Here is a 17,473-nt window from a genome sequence, read left to right on the forward strand (position 1 = left end):
CCAAGATAAGTAAACTTATACGACTATGTCAATAGTTCGGACTCTTTTTCTCTAGGAATATTCAGTTAAGCTACTTACTTTCGCAACTTATCCATTAATTTTTCATAGGAATCAACAATATCATATGTCATGTCTTGATTATATATTGCTGCAAAAAAGTCTCCTTGCTACTTCAATTATTGCATTTTTCATTGTTATATCACTAAAATACGTAACATGTTTAAAAGAGACTATAGGTAGAGGCAAAAATGTTACAAGAAACAACACAAACAGAGTTATTTCATATTTACTATAAACGTTGGATTAGTGTTTATAAAGAAGGTGCTATTCGAAACGTGACTATGTCAAAATATTTCATGACACATCAATGGTTAGTTCGGTTAGCACCTACTTTGAAAATTAACGACTTAACACGGATTCATTATCAAGAGTTATTAAACCATTACGCTAAAGAACACGAACGCCAGACAACAATGGATTTTCACCACCAATTAAAAGGTGCAATTTTAGATGCTGTTGACGAGGGGCTGATTCCACGTGACCCTACGCGTAAGGCTATTATCAAAGGTAAACAACCGCGAGATAAAAAAACAAAATTTCTTAATCAGTTTGAATTACATACATTGCTGACAACACTTACACTACCGCCTGAAATTAACTGGGACTGGTTTATTTTGTTAATTGCCAAAACAGGTATGCGTTTTTCTGAAGCACTAGCTTTAACACCAAAAGATTTCGATTTCTCACATCAAATACTCACAGTTGATAAAACTTGGGATTACAAGTCCAACTCAGGTTTTGCACCAACCAAAAATCAATCTTCGACGCGGAAAATACAACTTGACTGGCAAACCGTTATTAAATTTTCAGAACTCGTGAAAGATTTACCTGAAGATGACCCAATATTCATCAAATGCAATCAAAAAGTATATAACTCGACGATTAACGAATTCCTGACTCGCAGATGCAAACAAGCTGACATTCCAATCATTTCTATTCACGGATTGCGCCATACACATGCTTCATTACTACTTTTTGCTGGTGTATCTATTGCCAGTGTAGCAAGACGACTAGGCCACGCCAGTATGACAACAACACAAAAAACATATCTTCATATTATTCAAGAACTTGAAAATAAAGATGTTGATATTATCATGCGATCACTCTCAAATTTAACTTAATTTGGCTTTTTTAACTTACGCTGATGAAGGGTGATGAGGTTGTCGAGTTGTTTAAATAATGATCTGATACCTTTCTGTTCCTCAATTTTCGGAACTAGTAAGTTTATCTCTTTTAGGTCAGAATTATGCAGATGAACAACAGATTTTCCCTGTGCTCGTTTACTCATTTTTCTTTGCTGAGAACCATTTGAAATAGTCAATGCAAGAAAAGTTGGATCAAGTTCGTTATTTGTCCTGACAATATTTAAATCACTACCAAGTATAATACCAGCAAACTCAACAACCGATGCCCTTGCAATATCCTCAGCACTTTCGCCAGATGCTGGAACAATGACTTCGTTTCCCTTGCTTATGACTGATTTTTCTTTCAGTTCAGCAAAAGTATCAACTGATTCAATAACCGTTTCATACTTGGTATACAAGCGGCCGTACAGAATCACTGGGTAGCCATCTTCGACTAAATCTGATTTTGAGTAACCATTCCCTTTTGAGAAATCAGCAATATCTTTCAACTTACGCTGTTCCCAAGCGTCAAAAAATGGATAAAATGTTACTTTTACCCATTTTTTAACATATTTTATTACTTTTAACCTTATTCAACGCCTAAAATTTTCAATTGCGCTGCAATTGTTGCTTCTAAATCCGCGATTTCTTGATTATCTTGTGCCAATTGTTTATTCACTTCATTTAAATCAATTGGGGCTTCTTCTTCAAACGTGTCTACATAGCGCGGAATGTTCAAATTATAGTCATTTTCTCGAATTTCTTCAATCGAAGCCACATGAGCATACTTATCAATATCTACACGATTTTGATAAGTTTCAAAAATCTTATTAATATTTTCATCTGTTAATCGGTTTTGGTTTTTATTCTTTTCAAACTCATTTGAAGCATCAATAAACAAAATATCTTTCGTAGAACGCTTCTTCTTAAACACGATGATAACAGTTGGAATAGTTACCCCATAGAACAGATTAGCTGGTAAGCCAATCACTGCATAAATGCTATTACCACTTGGATGTTCAATCAAGTTTTCGCGAATTGTGCCTTCGGCTGCTCCTCGGAACAACACACCATGTGGCAAGACAATTGCCATTGTACCTGATTCATTTAAATGATATAAACTGTGTAAAATAAACGCATAATCTGCTTTAGTCTTAGGTGCTAACTTACCGTAATCTTTAAAACGCGGGTCTTTTAATTTTGATTCGTTATTATCCCAATGCGCAGAGTATGGTGGATTGGCCACAACGGCATCAAATGACCGTGGCTGATCATTCCCCTTAATATCTGGTCCGTCTGGCCAATCACTTTCCAATGTATCTGCATTCGACAATGTCATATTTTTAAATGACACGCCATGCATCATCAAGTTCATACGAGCCAAGTTATACGTGGTGGTATTCAGTTCTTGCCCATAAAACTTCACTGCCCCAGGCTTATCACCGCCAGGTACTTCCCCTTGAACGGTCAACAATAATGATCCCGAACCACTCGTTGGGTCATATACTGAAAAAACCTTGTCAGAAGCCTTTTCATCAGCTGTTACAATCTCAGCTAAAATTTTTGAGACTTCGTGTGGTGTATAAAACTCCCCACCCTTTTTACCTGCGGAAGCAGCAAATTGACCAATAAGATATTCATATATTACGCCTAAAACATCTTTGCCATCTTCACCCATATAATCAATATCGTTAACCAACTTAACGATACGATTCAAAGACTTTGCGCGCTCATTAGTTGATGAACCCAGACGCGAATCGCCAAGGTTAATATCATTGAATACGCCACGAAAATCATGGACTGCTTCTTTGTTTAATTCAGCGTTCTTATTAAAATTATCAAAGATAGTTTGATAATCACTGGGAATAACCATACTCTCGTTAATTTTATTAATCAACGATGACCATGTATCTAGTGGCGCAATGGCGTAGCCTAAACTTGAAGAAATATCTTCAAGATAATCACTTAAATCAGCCTCATTGGCTTGCTCAAGATAAGCCTCATTAACCGCTTGTTCTGGCGCAATATCAAGCACATTATTAGCAATTAAATACTGTTCTTGGTGCTCTGATAGATAGCGATAAAACATGAACGCTAAAATATAGTTTTTATATTCCGCTGCGTCCATATTCCCACGCAGTTCATTGGCCATAGCCCATAGTTTTGAGGTGATTTTATTTAAATCAGTCATGTTATTGTATGCCTTTCTTATATAAACATTTGTTGTAACAGTGCTTTTTTCTGCTGTTGCAAGTGTTCTAACTTACGCTGATGAAGGGTGATGAGGTTGTCGAGTTGTTTAAATAATGATCTGATACCTTTCTGTTCCTCAATTTTCGGAACTAGTAAGTTTATCTCTTTTAGGTCAGAATTATGCAGATGAACAACAGATTTTCCCTGTGCTCGTTTACTCATTTTTCTTTGCTGAGAACCATTTGAAATAGTCAATGCAAGAAAAGTTGGATCAAGTTCGTTATTTGTCCTGACAATATTTAAATCACTACCAAGTATAATACCAGCAAACTCAACAACCGATGCCCTTGCAATATCCTCAGCACTTTCGCCAGATGCTGGAACAATGACTTCGTTTCCCTTGCTTATGACTGATTTTTCTTTCAGTTCAGCAAAAGTATCAACTGATTCAATAACCGTTTCATACTTGGTATACAAGCGGCCGTACAGAATCACTGGGTAGCCATCTTCGACTAAATCTGATTTTGAGTAACCATTCCCTTTTGAGAAATCAGCAATATCTTTCAACTTACGCTGTTCCCAAGCGTTAGTAAATTCAAGAAAACGTATTTCGGGTATGTTTTCTCCATTTTTTGGAAACATTTTTTGCAATAGTCCAGATTTCAGTTTTTTAACATCTGATAACTTACGCTGATGAAGGGTGATGAGGTTGTCGAGTTGTTTAAATAATGATCTGATACCTTTCTGTTCCTCAATTTTCGGAACTAGTAAGTTTATCTCTTTTAGGTCAGAATTATGCAGATGAACAACAGATTTTCCCTGTGCTCGTTTACTCATTTTTCTTTGCTGAGAACCATTTGAAATAGTCAATGCAAGAAAAGTTGGATCAAGTTCGTTATTTGTCCTGACAATATTTAAATCACTACCAAGTATAATACCAGCAAACTCAACAACCGATGCCCTTGCAATATCCTCAGCACTTTCGCCAGATGCTGGAACAATGACTTCGTTTCCCTTGCTTATGACTGATTTTTCTTTCAGTTCAGCAAAAGTATCAACTGATTCAATAACCGTTTCATACTTGGTATACAAGCGGCCGTACAGAATCACTGGGTAGCCATCTTCGACTAAATCTGATTTTGAGTAACCATTCCCTTTTGAGAAATCAGCAATATCTTTCAACTTACGCTGTTCCCAAGCATCATCAAACCCTGGAAATCTTAATTTTGGTACGTTATTATCACTATCAGTCATTCTTTTTATCTCCCAAAGTCTTTATGTCATCAGATAATGCTTTGAAATAATCGTCATCAACACTGGTTATTTCATGATGCGTATCTTGATACTTTTGATATTCATGATCAACTTTTGTATCTGCATTTTTACGACTGATATTACCACGATTCTTTAAGATATCTGCACGCTGATAGGTCAAGTATCTATCGACTTCTTCTTGCCAATCAGACATTGTCATGGCTGTTTGTATCTCAGCTTGGTATTCAGCAGTATCTAGATACCCAGAAACAATTAAGTTTAAGCGATTTAATTCTTGTTCATTAAGATAATTTTTTGAGACGATTAAGTCAGATTTCCTAGGATAAGTGCCTTTATAATTAATTAATCCCAAATTATTTTTCTCAGAATCTATTCTTGTAAAAATCAATTCCGGCGCAGTTTGCCCAGTCACTGCATAGAGCATCTTATTTTGAACAGTCTGAAAAAAAGTACGCGCAACCTGACTTTTACCATCATAATCAATACTGGTTGAAAAAATATCTAATACTTGTTGATAGAACAAGCGCTCACTTGAACGAATATCTCGAATGCGCTTTTGCAGGTTTTTAAAGTAAGTTAAATTACTCGTTAATTTTTCTGTATCTAGTGCTGCACCAGTAGTCAGATATTCTTTTAAGACAGTCGAAGCATATTGCCTAAACTGTGCACCACGCGCAGAACGCACGCGATAACCAATCGCCAGAACCATATCCAAGTTATAAAAAGCTAATTGACGTGATATTTCTCTGCTACCTTCTGCTTGAACTGTCAACCGATAGTTGACAGTTGCTTTTTCAACCAGTTCGCCATCATCAAAAATCGTTTTAATATGTTTACTAATATTTTGTTTTGTCGTCTGGAATAATTCAGCAATTTCTAATTGTGACAACCATACGGTGCCATCTTGTAGATGCAATTCTATTTTTGTTTTACCATCGACTGTGTTATAAAAAACAACCTCATTTGCCATATTTATCTTTCCTTATACATGTTCAGTCAATTCATCAGCTAAGGCATAAATCGCTTCACGCAAACTGTTACGATATTTAATTTTAGACAGATTTTGGATATGTTCTTCATTAGCCAACGTTTTGTAGGTAGTGCTTGCTTCCCCAATGATGTCACGGATTTGTCCGGTATCATCTAAGTCTTGCATATCATAATGATGGCGACTAAACATTTCCCGCATTTGCGCACTTGTAATAATGTCTGTTATGCCCCATTTAAAACGGAAATCTAAGAATAGTCGATCTAAACTGATATTATTAGCAGCCTGAATAACACTGTCAGCATCATCTAATTTGGCTGGGTACTTAAAATCTGACCCAGGTGCTGGAAAATGACCATTCATAATCGCACCAGCTGCTTTAATAATCTTATTGGCATACTGGCGATCCTCTAACCCGTTAGCGAACTGTTGAATCTTGCCATGTGTCTCTTGCGCGTCATCATGCTGATCAGCATGAACTTGGTTTAATAGCTTCTCAACTAACTCAGTTAGGTAGTCATAATTAATTTTAACATCCTTAACGTGCGTCATACGCAATTCAATTTGATAGACTGGTATCTTTTTCTCTGCAGCAATATGTGTTTTTAATTCATTCGTCAACACTGTTGTCAACATAGTTTCCTCATCAGGCGTCATCCCCAAGGCTTCAACTAATGCATCCGGATTATCATAATTGAAGCCTATGTCTGCCCCTTCACTTTGCTCTGGATCATATTGTTTCAATTGCGCCACACCTGCATTATAGTCACGCAATAAATCTAACATGGCATCTTTTTTCTTTTCTGATGGTGGTAATTGTTGAAATTGATCCGTCATTGAACCTAATTCTGTCACAGTCGCTTTGACTTCAGCTAACAACTCACTAAATTCAGGTGCCGTAATTCCATCACTGATATTTTGCACGCTACGTTGCTCATCAGATAAATTAGCAGAGGCTTTATTTGCATATGTGGCTAACGCTTGATTCATTAATTTTTCATTTTGTGCCGGCCAGCGATAATTGACGATACGCCCCCAAGGTTTTTCCTGCATATCAGCAATACGGTTAGTACGTGAATACGCTTGAATCAGACCTGCGCCTTTGAGTGTACGATCCACATAGAGCGTGTTTAACTCTGGTGCATCAAATCCTGTCAATAGTTGATCCACTACGATAACCAGATCTAAGAAGTTGCCATCACTAGCTGATTTATTTAAACGTGATGTCACATCTTGTGTATAACCAGAGACATCATCCATACCAAATTTTGTTCCAAACTCAACGTTATAGACCGTGATGGCATCATATAATCCTTTGTTCGTGTCTAACATTGTGTCGCTATTTGAGCTATTTTGACTAAAAGTGACCGCTACTTTTAAGGTTGGTTGACCTGCATGCCTATTGGCTTCATTAACACGCTGAAATTCATTGAAATACATCATAGCCATTGGCGTACTGGCTTTACCACCACCAACGTGTGTTGTAAACAACGCATTATATTTCCCGCCATTAGAGCGATTACGCCAATTAGAAAAAATATCTTTAACGACCTCACGCACATGATCAGGATTACCGTCGTAGAAGCCGGCTTTTACTTCATCATCCATATCCGCCAAAGTTAAATGTCCAATTTTATCTTGTATTTTCTCGTCTGTCCAGCTGGGATACTGTGCCCGATAAAAGTCAGGTAAATAATTTACCTTCATCTCATTTTCGTCTATTGTGGTTTCAAAATCAACTTTAAACCCAAGTACATTACGGTCTGCAATCGCTTCTCTAATTGTATATGCATGTAGTAATTTACCAAAAACATCTTCTGTTCGTAAGCCTGACGTTGTGTCGTCAAACATAGGTGTGCCAGTATAACCTACCCAAGCCGCACGTTTAAATGATTTTTGAATATGCTTAAACGCTGCGCCACCAGTTGAGCGATGCGCCTCATCGACAATAAAAACAATATTTTTTTCGGGTGATTTAAATGCAGCACGCTTCACTAACGTATCTAATTTCTGTACCGAAGTCACGATAATGCCGTTATCTTTTGACTTTAATTTTCGACTCAACTCATTCGTATTATTCGTATCTTGGACACTACCTGTAATATCACCTATTGCATCTGGATCATAAGCGTTATAATTTTCACTTGTTTGCGTTGTCAAGGCGATGCGATCGACCACAAAGACAACTTTATCAATATTTGGCATACGACTAGCTAGCCACGCTGTTTTAAAGGAAGTAATCGTTTTCCCAGAACCCGTCGTATGCCAGATATAACCTACCTTTTTCTCACCAAACTCAAAATCAACCTGTTTCAAGCCTGCAATCACTTTTTGCGTGGCATAAACTTGATAGGGTCGCATCACTTTTAACATTTGCTTATTTTTTGTGCCGTCCAATATCATATAATTCGTAGCCATTTGATGTGCCATTGGTATGGATAACATAGAATCCGCAAATTCTTTCCAATCACGCACAATGCCATTATCACTTTTACGCTGCCAATTAAAAGCAAAATCTTTGTTAAATTTATCAACTGTTGTATTAGCCATATATTTGACATTGTTTGGTGTTATAGCAATTAATATTTGTAATGTTGAGAAAATATCACGGTATTGATTTTCGTCAATATATTGGTGCATTTGGTTTAATGCTTCATTAATTTCACGTGTATCACGCTTTTCTTCGATCTGAATAATAGGCAAACCATTAATTAACAAGGTTGTATCAAAGCGTCTGTCCTGTTTTCCAGTAATCACTGCTGGGCGTTTGATTTGATTAACAACTTGATATACTGTGTCGCCTGCACCAATTTGTTTCTGGTCAAAGACCGTCAAAAACACATGACGTCCGTCATCTAAATCAATCTCGATCTGTGACACACCATTTAAACCATATAAAAACTGCCCCGCCTCATAAGGTGTTTGAATATCCGATATGATTTTCTTAACTTGATTAAATTCAACAACACTCAACGGATATTCCAATGCATTTTGATTATGTTGTTCTAAAATTTGTTTGAAATTCTGCCAAAGTTGCTCTGTTGTTTCGATTTCTGGTGCGTATTGCCATTGCTTTGTTTTAACAATATAATCAGTCACTTCGTCATTAAAATGAGCCATTTCTTCGCCTTGAACATATTTCGAGTTCGAAATTGTACCACTCGTTATATATTGTATTAAATCTGTTTCAAATTTCAATTCGTTCATTTTTATCAATCCTTTTTAATTTTTCTAGCGTACTTACTGTCTCTAAATCAGCTGTCTGCTTTTTTAATGCCTGTAAGTGTATTTGATTAAAATATACGTCACCAATAAGACGCTGCATACTAAGAGCTGGTATTGCGGGCATGTCGATTTCTCTAATTTGTTTCAACGTATATTTTAAAACTTGTGATCCCTGTAACCCTAATTTAAGTTGTTTTTTTATATTGTCATCTTCATTCAATATATAAGTCAGATATTTATTATCTAATTGTTCATTTAAATTTATTTTAACGTAATTTTGTGTCAAAAGATAACCTTCATGAATTTTACGAACTAATGTAGCCTGTCCCGAAACGAGACTAAATACAACATCTCCTTCACTAACTGTTATGACCTGATCAAAAGTGCGGACACTTTTTCGTTCACTTTTATCAATATTTAGCCCAACCAGGTCATTGTCAATTTCATTCTGGCCATAAAAAAAATAAAGCGGTGCAACATGATCAAACACTGCTTGAATTCTAAATTGTGGTGATCCACTACTAATTTTAAGTATTTTACCCGCTTTTTTCATTTTGTGCCTTTCTTACATTACATTTATAAAATAATTATAACATAAATTTTGTTTTTAGCAATTGATATTATAATTTCTAAAAATTACTTAAAAAAATTGCTAAAAAACTATAAAAAAATAATTTAGGATTATTTATCCTAAATTATATATTCCATACCTATTAAGTTTTTTATTCACCCACCGCATTAAACTTCGCCTTCATCGTCGGATTACCTCTTGTCAGCTTCTTAACACTCACATCTTCCAGCTTATTGTTAGCCAGACGTAACTGATTTTCAGATGTCGTGAGCGAGCGTTTGACGGCTTCCATACGGGCAATCGACTTATCAATCTCATCAATAGCTGTTTTGAAATTTTTTGACGCACTTTGATAATTTTTACCAAAGGCACTTTTAAAGTTAGTTAGGTCGCTTTCAAAATGCGTGATGTCAACATTTTGCTCGCGTACTTGTTCTAATTCTTGCTTATAAGCCACACTGTTCAACGCCGCATTGCGCAACACGCCAATGAATTGAATAAAGAATTGCGGGCGAATCACATACATCTTCTCGTACGCATTAATTTGCACAATACCAGTATTATAAAGATCATCATCAGCTTCTAACATGGACACCAAGACGGCGTATTCCGTTTTCTTCTCACGACGATCTTTATCCAATTCTTTGAAAAAGTCAGCGTTCTTGTGTTTAGAAGCAGTCGTGTCTGCTTCATTTTTCATATCGAACATAATGCTGATGAATTCTAACTCGCCTTGGAAATCTCGAAAAATGAAGTCACCCTTAGAATTTGTCTCCGACAACGTATTATCCTTCTCAAAATAAGCATTAGGAAAAGCATACGGACGAATTTTATTGAATTCAGTCATTGCATATTGTTCTAAACTTTCACCAATTTCTTTGGTTGATTGGCGCGCTTTAAAATCTTTATAGAACTCGACTTGCTCATTAGCTGTCTTGAGTTGGGCTTCATATTGACTTTGAACGTTAGCCAGCTGTAACTGCTTTTCTTGGTCCTTCAGTTGTAATTGTGAGGTTAATTCAGACACCTTTTGATCTCGTTGCGCCAACTTATTTTGGGATGCCGCTTCTTTTTTAAGCAGCTGCGTTGCCAGTTCAGATTGACTTTGCTGCGTAATCGTTTGAATCTTTGACTCTAGTTCAGCGATTTCGGTTTGCTTTTCTTGGTCCTTCAGTTGTAATTGTGAGGTTAACTCAGACACCTTTTGATCTCGTTGCGCCAACTCGCTTTGAACTGCCGCTTCTTTTTTAAGCAGCTGCGTTGCCAGTTCCGATTGGCTTTGCTGCGTAATTGTTTGAATTTTTGATTCTAGTTCAGCGATTGCAGTTTGCTTTTGCGCTAAAGTAGCTTGCATGGTTAATTCTTGTTGTATTAATTGCGTTTTTAGCTCGGCATCATTTTGTTGCGCGATACTTTTAAGTTCCGTTTCGAGCGCGACTATCCGATTATCTTTATCATTAATGGTTGCTTGTAACGTTTGTTTTTGCGTTTGTAAGTGATTATCCAGCTCAATATCTGTTTGTTTAGCCTGTTGTACTGCCCATTCTTCCTTGGCTTGTGCAACTCTATCCTCAATAATATCAGCGATTTTACCATTAATAATGCTGGTATCAATATTTTGTTCATCGGTTAAATCAATCATATCGCCGACTTGGGCAGCTTGATCTAACACTAATTCAGTTTGTGATGCAATGTGGAATTTAATTTTTGCCATGATTAAACATGCCTTTCTTTGAGTATCTTTTTTTGTTGCTTAATTTTTTCTAAGTGCACATCATCCACTTTGACAAATAAATAAATCACAGATAATATCACGATGAAGCTAACACCGAATAGCAACACGCGTGGTGTAAATGATGCTAATAGAATGAGCGAGAATAAAACGGTTCCCCAACCAATCCATCGATATTTTGCTTTAATATTTGCTAGACCTGTTGATAGATATTGAACAAAACTCATAAACACGGTTAATCCGCTGAGAAAAACATAATTACCAGTTAAAAAGAGGAAAATACCAACAACTGTTGTTAAAATTACTGCTAGAACTGGGCTCCCAAAGCGATTCTTTCGCGCCACTAATAAAGGTACATCTTCATGATCTAAAGCTAGGCTAGAGAGAATTGTGGGCGTATTAAAGGTTGTTGCCACAATAACCCCAAATATTGACCAACAAACACTAATAACAAACAGTGGTATGCCAATTGCGCCAACAACTTCCGAGAAAATTGTCGCCGCAGGCACAATTGTATCTGGTAAGCGATTACCTAACACACCAATGGTAATACCTTGAATGATCACATAAATCACAATACAAGTAATCATGACAAGACTCATAATTTTTGGTAAATTTTTAGCCGGGTCTGTCATTTTTTCCGCGTTAACCGGTAAAAATGAAAAACCAGTAAAGAAAAAGAAAACAGTTCCATATGCCGATAAAAATCCAGTCAGACTTGTTGAAAATGAACGAGGTGCCAAGGGTAAGAAATTGAAATTTGCTAACTTAACAAGCCAAATTGTGGTGGCAATAAAAATAATCACAATTAAAACCTTAATCAAAGACGTGACATTATCTAACACAGAAATAATCGCCGAACCAAAACAAGATATGATACCTAATATCACCAGTAATCCAACACCAATCATGCGCGTATTAATGTTTGGCGAAATCATTTTAATCGCTGTCAAGAGTGCAGATACCTCTGTCGCCATTGTCACTGTTCCTAATAACCATGTTACCATGCCAACAATAAAACCCGTAAAACGACCAAAAACTGCCTTAGCATAAATAAATGCGCCACCATTTTCAGGATAAATTTTACTCATATTAGTGTATGAAAACGCAATGATAAAAATAGATAGTCCCGCCAATAATATGGCCCACAGACTCCCAGTGCCTGCATCATGGTAAATTTTGCCAGACAATAGAAAAATACCTGAACCAATAATTGAATTAATTCCCAGCAAATAAACTACTGCCGGAGAAAGTAATTTTTTTTCTGCCATTATCTCATCTTCTTTTTTAAAAGTTACCCTAATTATATCAAAAAAGCTTATCATTGATGAAGCGTCTCAAAAAAGTTAGACAAAACGAACAAACTTGAATTATTTTTATTCATCTGTTTAGCCACCGTCGAACACACGTTTTTAGTTATAAAAATCATTGTAATCTATCATACCATTTATCTGTTTTATTCTAGCAAAAACGCGATAACTAGGACATACCAAATTGTCCTAGTTATCGCGTTAAGTTCAAGATAACAACCTTTTATTTTCTTATTTTTGACGTTTTTGCATCACAAAGTACAGCGGTAACCCTGCAAGTGTTGCCACAACACCAATCATTGCTAATTGGAAAGCCGTCAACAATGTCATCACAAGAATAAAAATGCCACCTACAATGGCAATCATTGGTACAACTGGGTACAATGGCACACGGTAAGGCCGTGCTAACTCGGGCTCTTGTCGTCTTAATTTAATAACCGCAATAAAGACTAACGTATAAAATACCCAAATAACAAAAATTAACATATTGGTTAATGTATTAAATCCGCCAACAAACATTAAAGCAGTGGCTAAGACTAATTGTAAAATGCCAGCGATATAAGGTACTTGAAAGCGATTTAGTTTAACTAACTGTTGTGAAAATGGCAGACTCTTTTTTAACGCCATGGCATAGGGTAATCGCATGCCAGTCATTGTATAACCATTCAAGGTACCATAAATGGAGATTAAAATACCTACGGTCACGATTTTACCACCAAAGCCACCAAATATATGTTGCGCAGCATCCATAGCTGTATTTTCATTGCCTTGGATTGCGTGCAAGGGTAGCGTGTGTAAGAAAACATAATTTACCAGTAAATAAACAATCATAATACCAAGTAAACCACCGGCAATCGCACGTGGTAAATCACGTGTTGGATTTTTCATCTCACCGGCAATATTACCAACATGAATCCAACCATCATAGGCATACATTGTAGCCAGCAAACCAGCACCCAAAGCAGGCGCCCAGCCATGAACTTCGTGACCAGGGACCACAGGAAATAGTGTGACATCAACGCCACCAGGTTGCAATAAACCAAAAATAATAATTAAAGCTAACGGAACTAATTTAAAAAGTAAGGTGATTGCTTGAAAGTGACCCGCTATTTTTGATCCCAACATATTAATTAAAAAGACTGAAATCAATGCAGCAATCCCCGAAGGAACGACAGTTGCATACCCCCAATGAAACAAGTTAGCTATCTGTGTGCCAAAAATTATCCCTGTGGCACCAATACTAGCAGGAAAATAAATAATAACTTGTGCCCAACCTAACAAATAACTAGCTAATTTGCCATAAGCACGCTCGATATAGACAAGCATACCACCTGTCTGTGGCAACGCCGCAGCAAGTTCAGCACCAGTTAGCCCAGCAGCTAAACTAATTATGCCACCTAATAGCCATACAAGCAACGACATACTCGTTGAGCCTGTCGCTTCTGCGACAGTTGACGACTTGTAAAACACACCTGCGCCAATTACCGTGCCCATCACGGTTGAAATCGCAGGAATTAACGTCATCGTGCGATTAAGATTTTGATTCGTCCCCATGTTTACCTCTTTAAATGCAATTAATAATACTCCTTCAATAATAACAGTTTGTGTGCTGTAAGGAAATCACTTTGCCAATTTTTAAGTATACCAAGCGTTAAAATTGAAAGGCATTAATACACCAACTAACAGTATCTTGACACCAACTAACAGTATCTTGACACCAACTTTTTTTGATGATATTCTATTCTGAGATAGTAATAAATACTGACACGATTTAAATTGTGTTTGCGTTATCCTGCAATAGTGGATGTAGACTGGGCGTTGTCAATGCGACGCCCTCTTTTTTATACCATTTTTTACAAAATTAAAAGAAAGCGTGCTTATTTCTCATGACAAAAATTCAGCAGCGTGCCTTAGGGCTTTTGGTTGGGTCACAACTCTTGATTATGCTCGGTATTGGCTTAATTATTCCAGTTGAACCTTATATTAAAGAAGATATGTCGCTTACAGCAACTGATATGGGTATCATGGCAGCGTTATTTGCTGCTGTCCAATTTATTGCCTCGCCAATCATCGGCCGTTTTTCTGATAAATTTGCCCGCATACCGCTGATTGCCGCTGGTCTACTCCTTTTTGCCGTTTCAGAAGGGCTATTTGCATTCGGTATCGGTCATTCCCTATTGCAGTTAAACGTCGCACGTGCCTTAGGTGGCTTAGCGGCCGCATTGTCGATGCCTGCCATCACTGCATTAGCATCAAACATGACAACGAGTGAAAATCGAGCACGCGTGATTGGTTGGTTATCGGCTTCATTTAGTGGTGGTATTATTTTGGGCCCCGGTATCGGTGGTGTCTTAGCTAACATTGATCATACTTTGCCGTTTTTTGGGTCTGCTATTTTAGGTTTGCTTGCTTTTATTGTTTTTATTGTGTTTATGCCTGACGAAAAAAAAATTCGTATCACACAAAGTGCAACGCAGCATAATAACGTCAAATTAACCGGTCAGTTTTGGTCTGTCGCACTAATCATGTTACTCCTTATGATTCTCGTGGCTTCATTCGGATTAGCAGCATTTGAAAACATGTTTAGTCTCTATTTTCACGATGTGCGTGGTTTTAATTTAACTGAAATTGCTTGGTTTTTGGTTGTTAATGGCTTCTTATCATTAATCATTCAAGTTGTTTTTTTTGAAAAAATGGTGCGTTATATCGGTGAATTAATGGTCATTCGTATCAGCTTCATATCAGGATTTCTAGCCATTATTTGGATTCTATTGTCGCAAAGTAAATGGGAAGTCTTTGTCGCCACGCTGATCGCCTTCGTTGGTTTTGATATCTTACGGCCAGCAATCACAACGCTATTATCACATGTAAATGACGAACGACAAGGCCTAATTAATGGTTTGAACATGTCCCTAACTAGTGTTGGTAATATCATTGGTCCAGTGTTAGGTGGTGTTCTCTTAGATATTGGCAGTAACTTGCCTTACATGTTTGTAGCAGTTATTTTAGCGATTGCCAGTATGCTGACGTTTACCGTTCGGTTTAAGGGTTGATTCTAATTTCATCAAAAAAGCATCTTTTACAAGATGCTTTTTATTCAACCAATTTTTTTCTATTCAATGTCGGCGGCACAACCTTATGATCCGTTTTGGTCATCGCTTTAATGTACTTAATAAACGTATCTGTGTCTGTGCCAATTGCACCAACTATCTTAGTATCTTTGAATGCATAAAAATTATCACCAGCACCATGCAAGAAGTCGTTAATCACAACACGATAAGTTTGATTATCTGAAACTAATTGCCCTTTACTGTCCCAGATGTCTTTAGCAGTATAGGATTGATCACCTTTTTTTGTGTAACTATAAGTTAAACCGGCTATTTGCAAATAATAATGTTGATTTTCATCATATTGTTCATTCAGCGCTTGTCGGATTTGAGCACCTGTCATGTCAACGACCTGCAAAATATTGCCAAATGGCTGAACCGCTATTGCTGAGCCCCATGTAATGGCTTTATTAGATTTAACAACCAAGTCTGATCTGACACCACCAGTGTTTGTAAAGGCAAAATCTGGTTTTAAATCCGCCTTTTGTGCCTCATATAACTGTGCATCAGCAACCATCTCACCTGCTTGGTTTTCCATACTTGCACTATTATGCAATCGACCAGTAATTGTTTCCGCTTTACCTGCGTAACCAATCACATTGTTAACCTTGCTTTTCACGAGTTTATCAGCATTTTTTACAATTGAAACAACTTTTTTATCAGCTTTAGTTTCACTATCATCTTTTTGCGATAATACTGGGTAAACATGGGTTGATACTTTGGTAAATTTACCCGTTTTAGCACTGATATAAGCCCAACTATCATCATATGCTTTTCCTGTATAGACCGCTTGTACCACATGTGTTTGGCCAACTTTCGCATTGGCATATTGATGCGAATGTGCTGCGATATACAAGCCAACGTTATTATTTGGCTCAATTTTATTGAGCTTTTGTAAAATATCTACTGTGGGACCACTAGTTATCTTGTCTTTACTTTGAACACCTGTATGGCCAACAACTACGACAGCATTAACACCTTTGCTGCGTAAAATATTGTCATATTTTGCAATCGTCTCGGCTTCATCAAGCACCTGATAATCTTTATAATTTTTATATAATGTCAAACTGGGCAACGTTGACGTCTCTAAACCAATAATCCCAATTTTTGCTGTTTTATTCTTTTGTTTCACTGTCTTAATAACGTAAGGCTTATAACCATAAGGTATTTTCTGAGTTTTTTTATTGATAACATTGGCAACTACCATATCAATGCCCGACGAATAGTGTGTATATTTTTTAACCAAGGAATCTGCTTGGCTACTGGGTTTTTCGCCAGTTAATATACGATTAAATTCTGGCAATCCTTGATCAAATTCATGGTTTCCCAATGTCCCAATTTTAAATTTCATTGATTTTAGCACATGCATTGTTGATTCATGTGCTAGTAAAGATGAGTTTGCCGGTGCAGCTCCCACCATATCACCCGCTTCAATGCGTAAACTATTATTAGATTGCGTTACTTTTTTAAAGTGTGACTCTGCTTGATTTAAATAAGACGCCAAACGCCCAACTGTTCCTGCATCGTCATACGTTTTTGTGCCAATATCTACAGATCCTGTTGTTTCTAATCCACCATGTAAATCGTTAATACCTAGAAACTGTACTGCAATATTTTTACTGTGACTTGGATCAGCTTTCTGGTAATCAGGTTCCAAACTAGGCTTACTGTAATTGTCAGTATTGTTCGTAACTGGCACATCAGCATAAACAACCGAGTTACTTGTTACGATAAGGCCACATAAAACCAGCGGGGCTAAAACAGATAAAAATTTTAATCTCATAATCATTCTCCCTCATATAAGTGGTTTTAGTATATCATTTCACATAGTCTCCGCCCAATTATAATTTGATTAAAAAAGAAACAATATTCATTAAAACAGCCCCAT

Annotated in this window: 12 protein-coding genes; 2 read left to right on the forward strand and 10 right to left on the reverse strand. The window is 36.9% G+C overall.

Going from position 1 to position 17,473, the window contains the following annotated elements:
* The first annotated feature begins 248 nt into the window (after window positions 1–248).
* On the forward strand, window positions 249–1,181 hold the full coding sequence (locus AB3K24_RS07920; protein WP_367974935.1) for a site-specific integrase: 933 nt from the start codon (window positions 249–251) through the stop codon (window positions 1,179–1,181).
* Here the strand turns inward: AB3K24_RS07920 and AB3K24_RS07925 are convergent.
* The 9 genes from AB3K24_RS07925 to AB3K24_RS07965 all read right to left on the reverse strand — a co-directional run bounded on the left by AB3K24_RS07925 (window position 1,178) and on the right by AB3K24_RS07965 (window position 14,032).
* Complete coding sequence (locus AB3K24_RS07925; protein WP_367975607.1) at window positions 1,178–1,777, reverse strand: restriction endonuclease subunit S; 600 nt, start codon at window positions 1,775–1,777, stop codon at window positions 1,178–1,180. The two genes, AB3K24_RS07920 and AB3K24_RS07925, sit on opposite strands and share 4 nt — an antisense overlap.
* Window positions 1,774–3,375 (reverse strand): type I restriction-modification system subunit M, encoded by a 1,602-nt coding sequence (locus tag AB3K24_RS07930; RefSeq protein WP_367974937.1) that lies wholly within the window; start codon window positions 3,373–3,375, stop codon window positions 1,774–1,776. Before AB3K24_RS07930 ends, AB3K24_RS07925 begins: the two co-directional genes overlap by 4 nt.
* A gap of 17 nt (window positions 3,376–3,392) precedes the next feature.
* A complete protein-coding gene (locus AB3K24_RS07935) occupies window positions 3,393–4,631 on the reverse strand; it encodes a restriction endonuclease subunit S (protein WP_367974939.1) in 1,239 nt (412 codons plus the stop codon).
* Window positions 4,624–5,622, reverse strand: a complete 999-nt coding sequence (gene rhuM, locus AB3K24_RS07940) for a RhuM family protein (RefSeq protein ID WP_367974940.1) — start codon at window positions 5,620–5,622, stop codon at window positions 4,624–4,626. The genes AB3K24_RS07935 and rhuM overlap by 8 nt, the downstream gene beginning before the upstream one ends.
* 12 nt (window positions 5,623–5,634) lie before the next feature.
* The gene (locus AB3K24_RS07945; RefSeq protein ID WP_367974942.1) at window positions 5,635–8,847 is read right to left on the reverse strand and encodes a type I restriction endonuclease subunit R; all 3,213 of its coding nucleotides are present in this window, start codon (window positions 8,845–8,847) and stop codon (window positions 5,635–5,637) included.
* Window positions 8,828–9,418: a restriction endonuclease subunit S domain-containing protein gene (locus AB3K24_RS07950; RefSeq protein ID WP_367974944.1), complete on the reverse strand. Its 591-nt coding sequence runs from the start codon at window positions 9,416–9,418 to the stop codon at window positions 8,828–8,830. The genes AB3K24_RS07945 and AB3K24_RS07950 overlap by 20 nt, the downstream gene beginning before the upstream one ends.
* Before the next feature lie 169 nt (window positions 9,419–9,587).
* Entirely contained in the window at window positions 9,588–11,150 is a 1,563-nt protein-coding gene (locus tag AB3K24_RS07955; RefSeq protein WP_367974946.1) for a DUF2130 domain-containing protein, read from the reverse strand.
* A 2-nt stretch (window positions 11,151–11,152) separates the two neighbouring features.
* Window positions 11,153–12,439 (reverse strand): APC family permease, encoded by a 1,287-nt coding sequence (locus AB3K24_RS07960; RefSeq protein ID WP_367974948.1) that lies wholly within the window; start codon window positions 12,437–12,439, stop codon window positions 11,153–11,155.
* Window positions 12,440–12,709: 270 nt separating this feature from the next.
* Window positions 12,710–14,032, reverse strand: coding sequence for an APC family permease (locus AB3K24_RS07965; RefSeq protein WP_367974950.1), 1,323 nt, complete (start codon window positions 14,030–14,032; stop codon window positions 12,710–12,712).
* A gap of 332 nt (window positions 14,033–14,364) precedes the next feature.
* On the opposite strand from AB3K24_RS07965, the gene AB3K24_RS07970 reads away from it, so the two are divergent.
* Complete coding sequence (locus tag AB3K24_RS07970) at window positions 14,365–15,531, forward strand: MFS transporter (RefSeq protein WP_367974952.1); 1,167 nt, start codon at window positions 14,365–14,367, stop codon at window positions 15,529–15,531.
* A gap of 40 nt (window positions 15,532–15,571) precedes the next feature.
* On the opposite strand, the gene AB3K24_RS07975 is transcribed toward AB3K24_RS07970, so the two are convergent.
* Window positions 15,572–17,368 carry a bifunctional metallophosphatase/5'-nucleotidase gene (locus AB3K24_RS07975; RefSeq protein WP_367974954.1) on the reverse strand — a complete coding sequence of 599 codons (1,797 nt, stop codon included), beginning with the start codon at window positions 17,366–17,368 and terminating at the stop codon, window positions 15,572–15,574.
* Window positions 17,369–17,473 lie beyond the last annotated feature (105 nt).

Origin of the sequence: Leuconostoc aquikimchii (assembly GCF_040838325.1) — a bacterium.
GTDB lineage: Bacteria > Bacillota > Bacilli > Lactobacillales > Lactobacillaceae > Leuconostoc > Leuconostoc aquikimchii.

Excerpts from the sequence above, each read along its gene's own strand:
- AB3K24_RS07920 (WP_367974935.1), top strand. The coding sequence starts at position 249 with ATGTTACAAGAAACAACACAAACAGAGTTATTTCATATTTACTATAAA.
- AB3K24_RS07930 (WP_367974937.1), bottom strand. The coding sequence starts at position 3,375 with ATGACTGATTTAAATAAAATCACCTCAAAACTATGGGCTATGGCCAAT.
- AB3K24_RS07935 (WP_367974939.1), bottom strand. The coding sequence starts at position 4,631 with ATGACTGATAGTGATAATAACGTACCAAAATTAAGATTTCCAGGGTTT.
- rhuM (WP_367974940.1), bottom strand. The coding sequence starts at position 5,622 with ATGGCAAATGAGGTTGTTTTTTATAACACAGTCGATGGTAAAACAAAA.
- AB3K24_RS07945 (WP_367974942.1), bottom strand. The coding sequence starts at position 8,847 with ATGAACGAATTGAAATTTGAAACAGATTTAATACAATATATAACGAGT.
- AB3K24_RS07950 (WP_367974944.1), bottom strand. The coding sequence starts at position 9,418 with ATGAAAAAAGCGGGTAAAATACTTAAAATTAGTAGTGGATCACCACAA.
- AB3K24_RS07955 (WP_367974946.1), bottom strand. The coding sequence starts at position 11,150 with ATGGCAAAAATTAAATTCCACATTGCATCACAAACTGAATTAGTGTTA.
- AB3K24_RS07960 (WP_367974948.1), bottom strand. The coding sequence starts at position 12,439 with ATGGCAGAAAAAAAATTACTTTCTCCGGCAGTAGTTTATTTGCTGGGA.
- AB3K24_RS07965 (WP_367974950.1), bottom strand. The coding sequence starts at position 14,032 with ATGGGGACGAATCAAAATCTTAATCGCACGATGACGTTAATTCCTGCG.
- AB3K24_RS07970 (WP_367974952.1), top strand. The coding sequence starts at position 14,365 with ATGACAAAAATTCAGCAGCGTGCCTTAGGGCTTTTGGTTGGGTCACAA.
- AB3K24_RS07975 (WP_367974954.1), bottom strand. The coding sequence starts at position 17,368 with ATGAGATTAAAATTTTTATCTGTTTTAGCCCCGCTGGTTTTATGTGGC.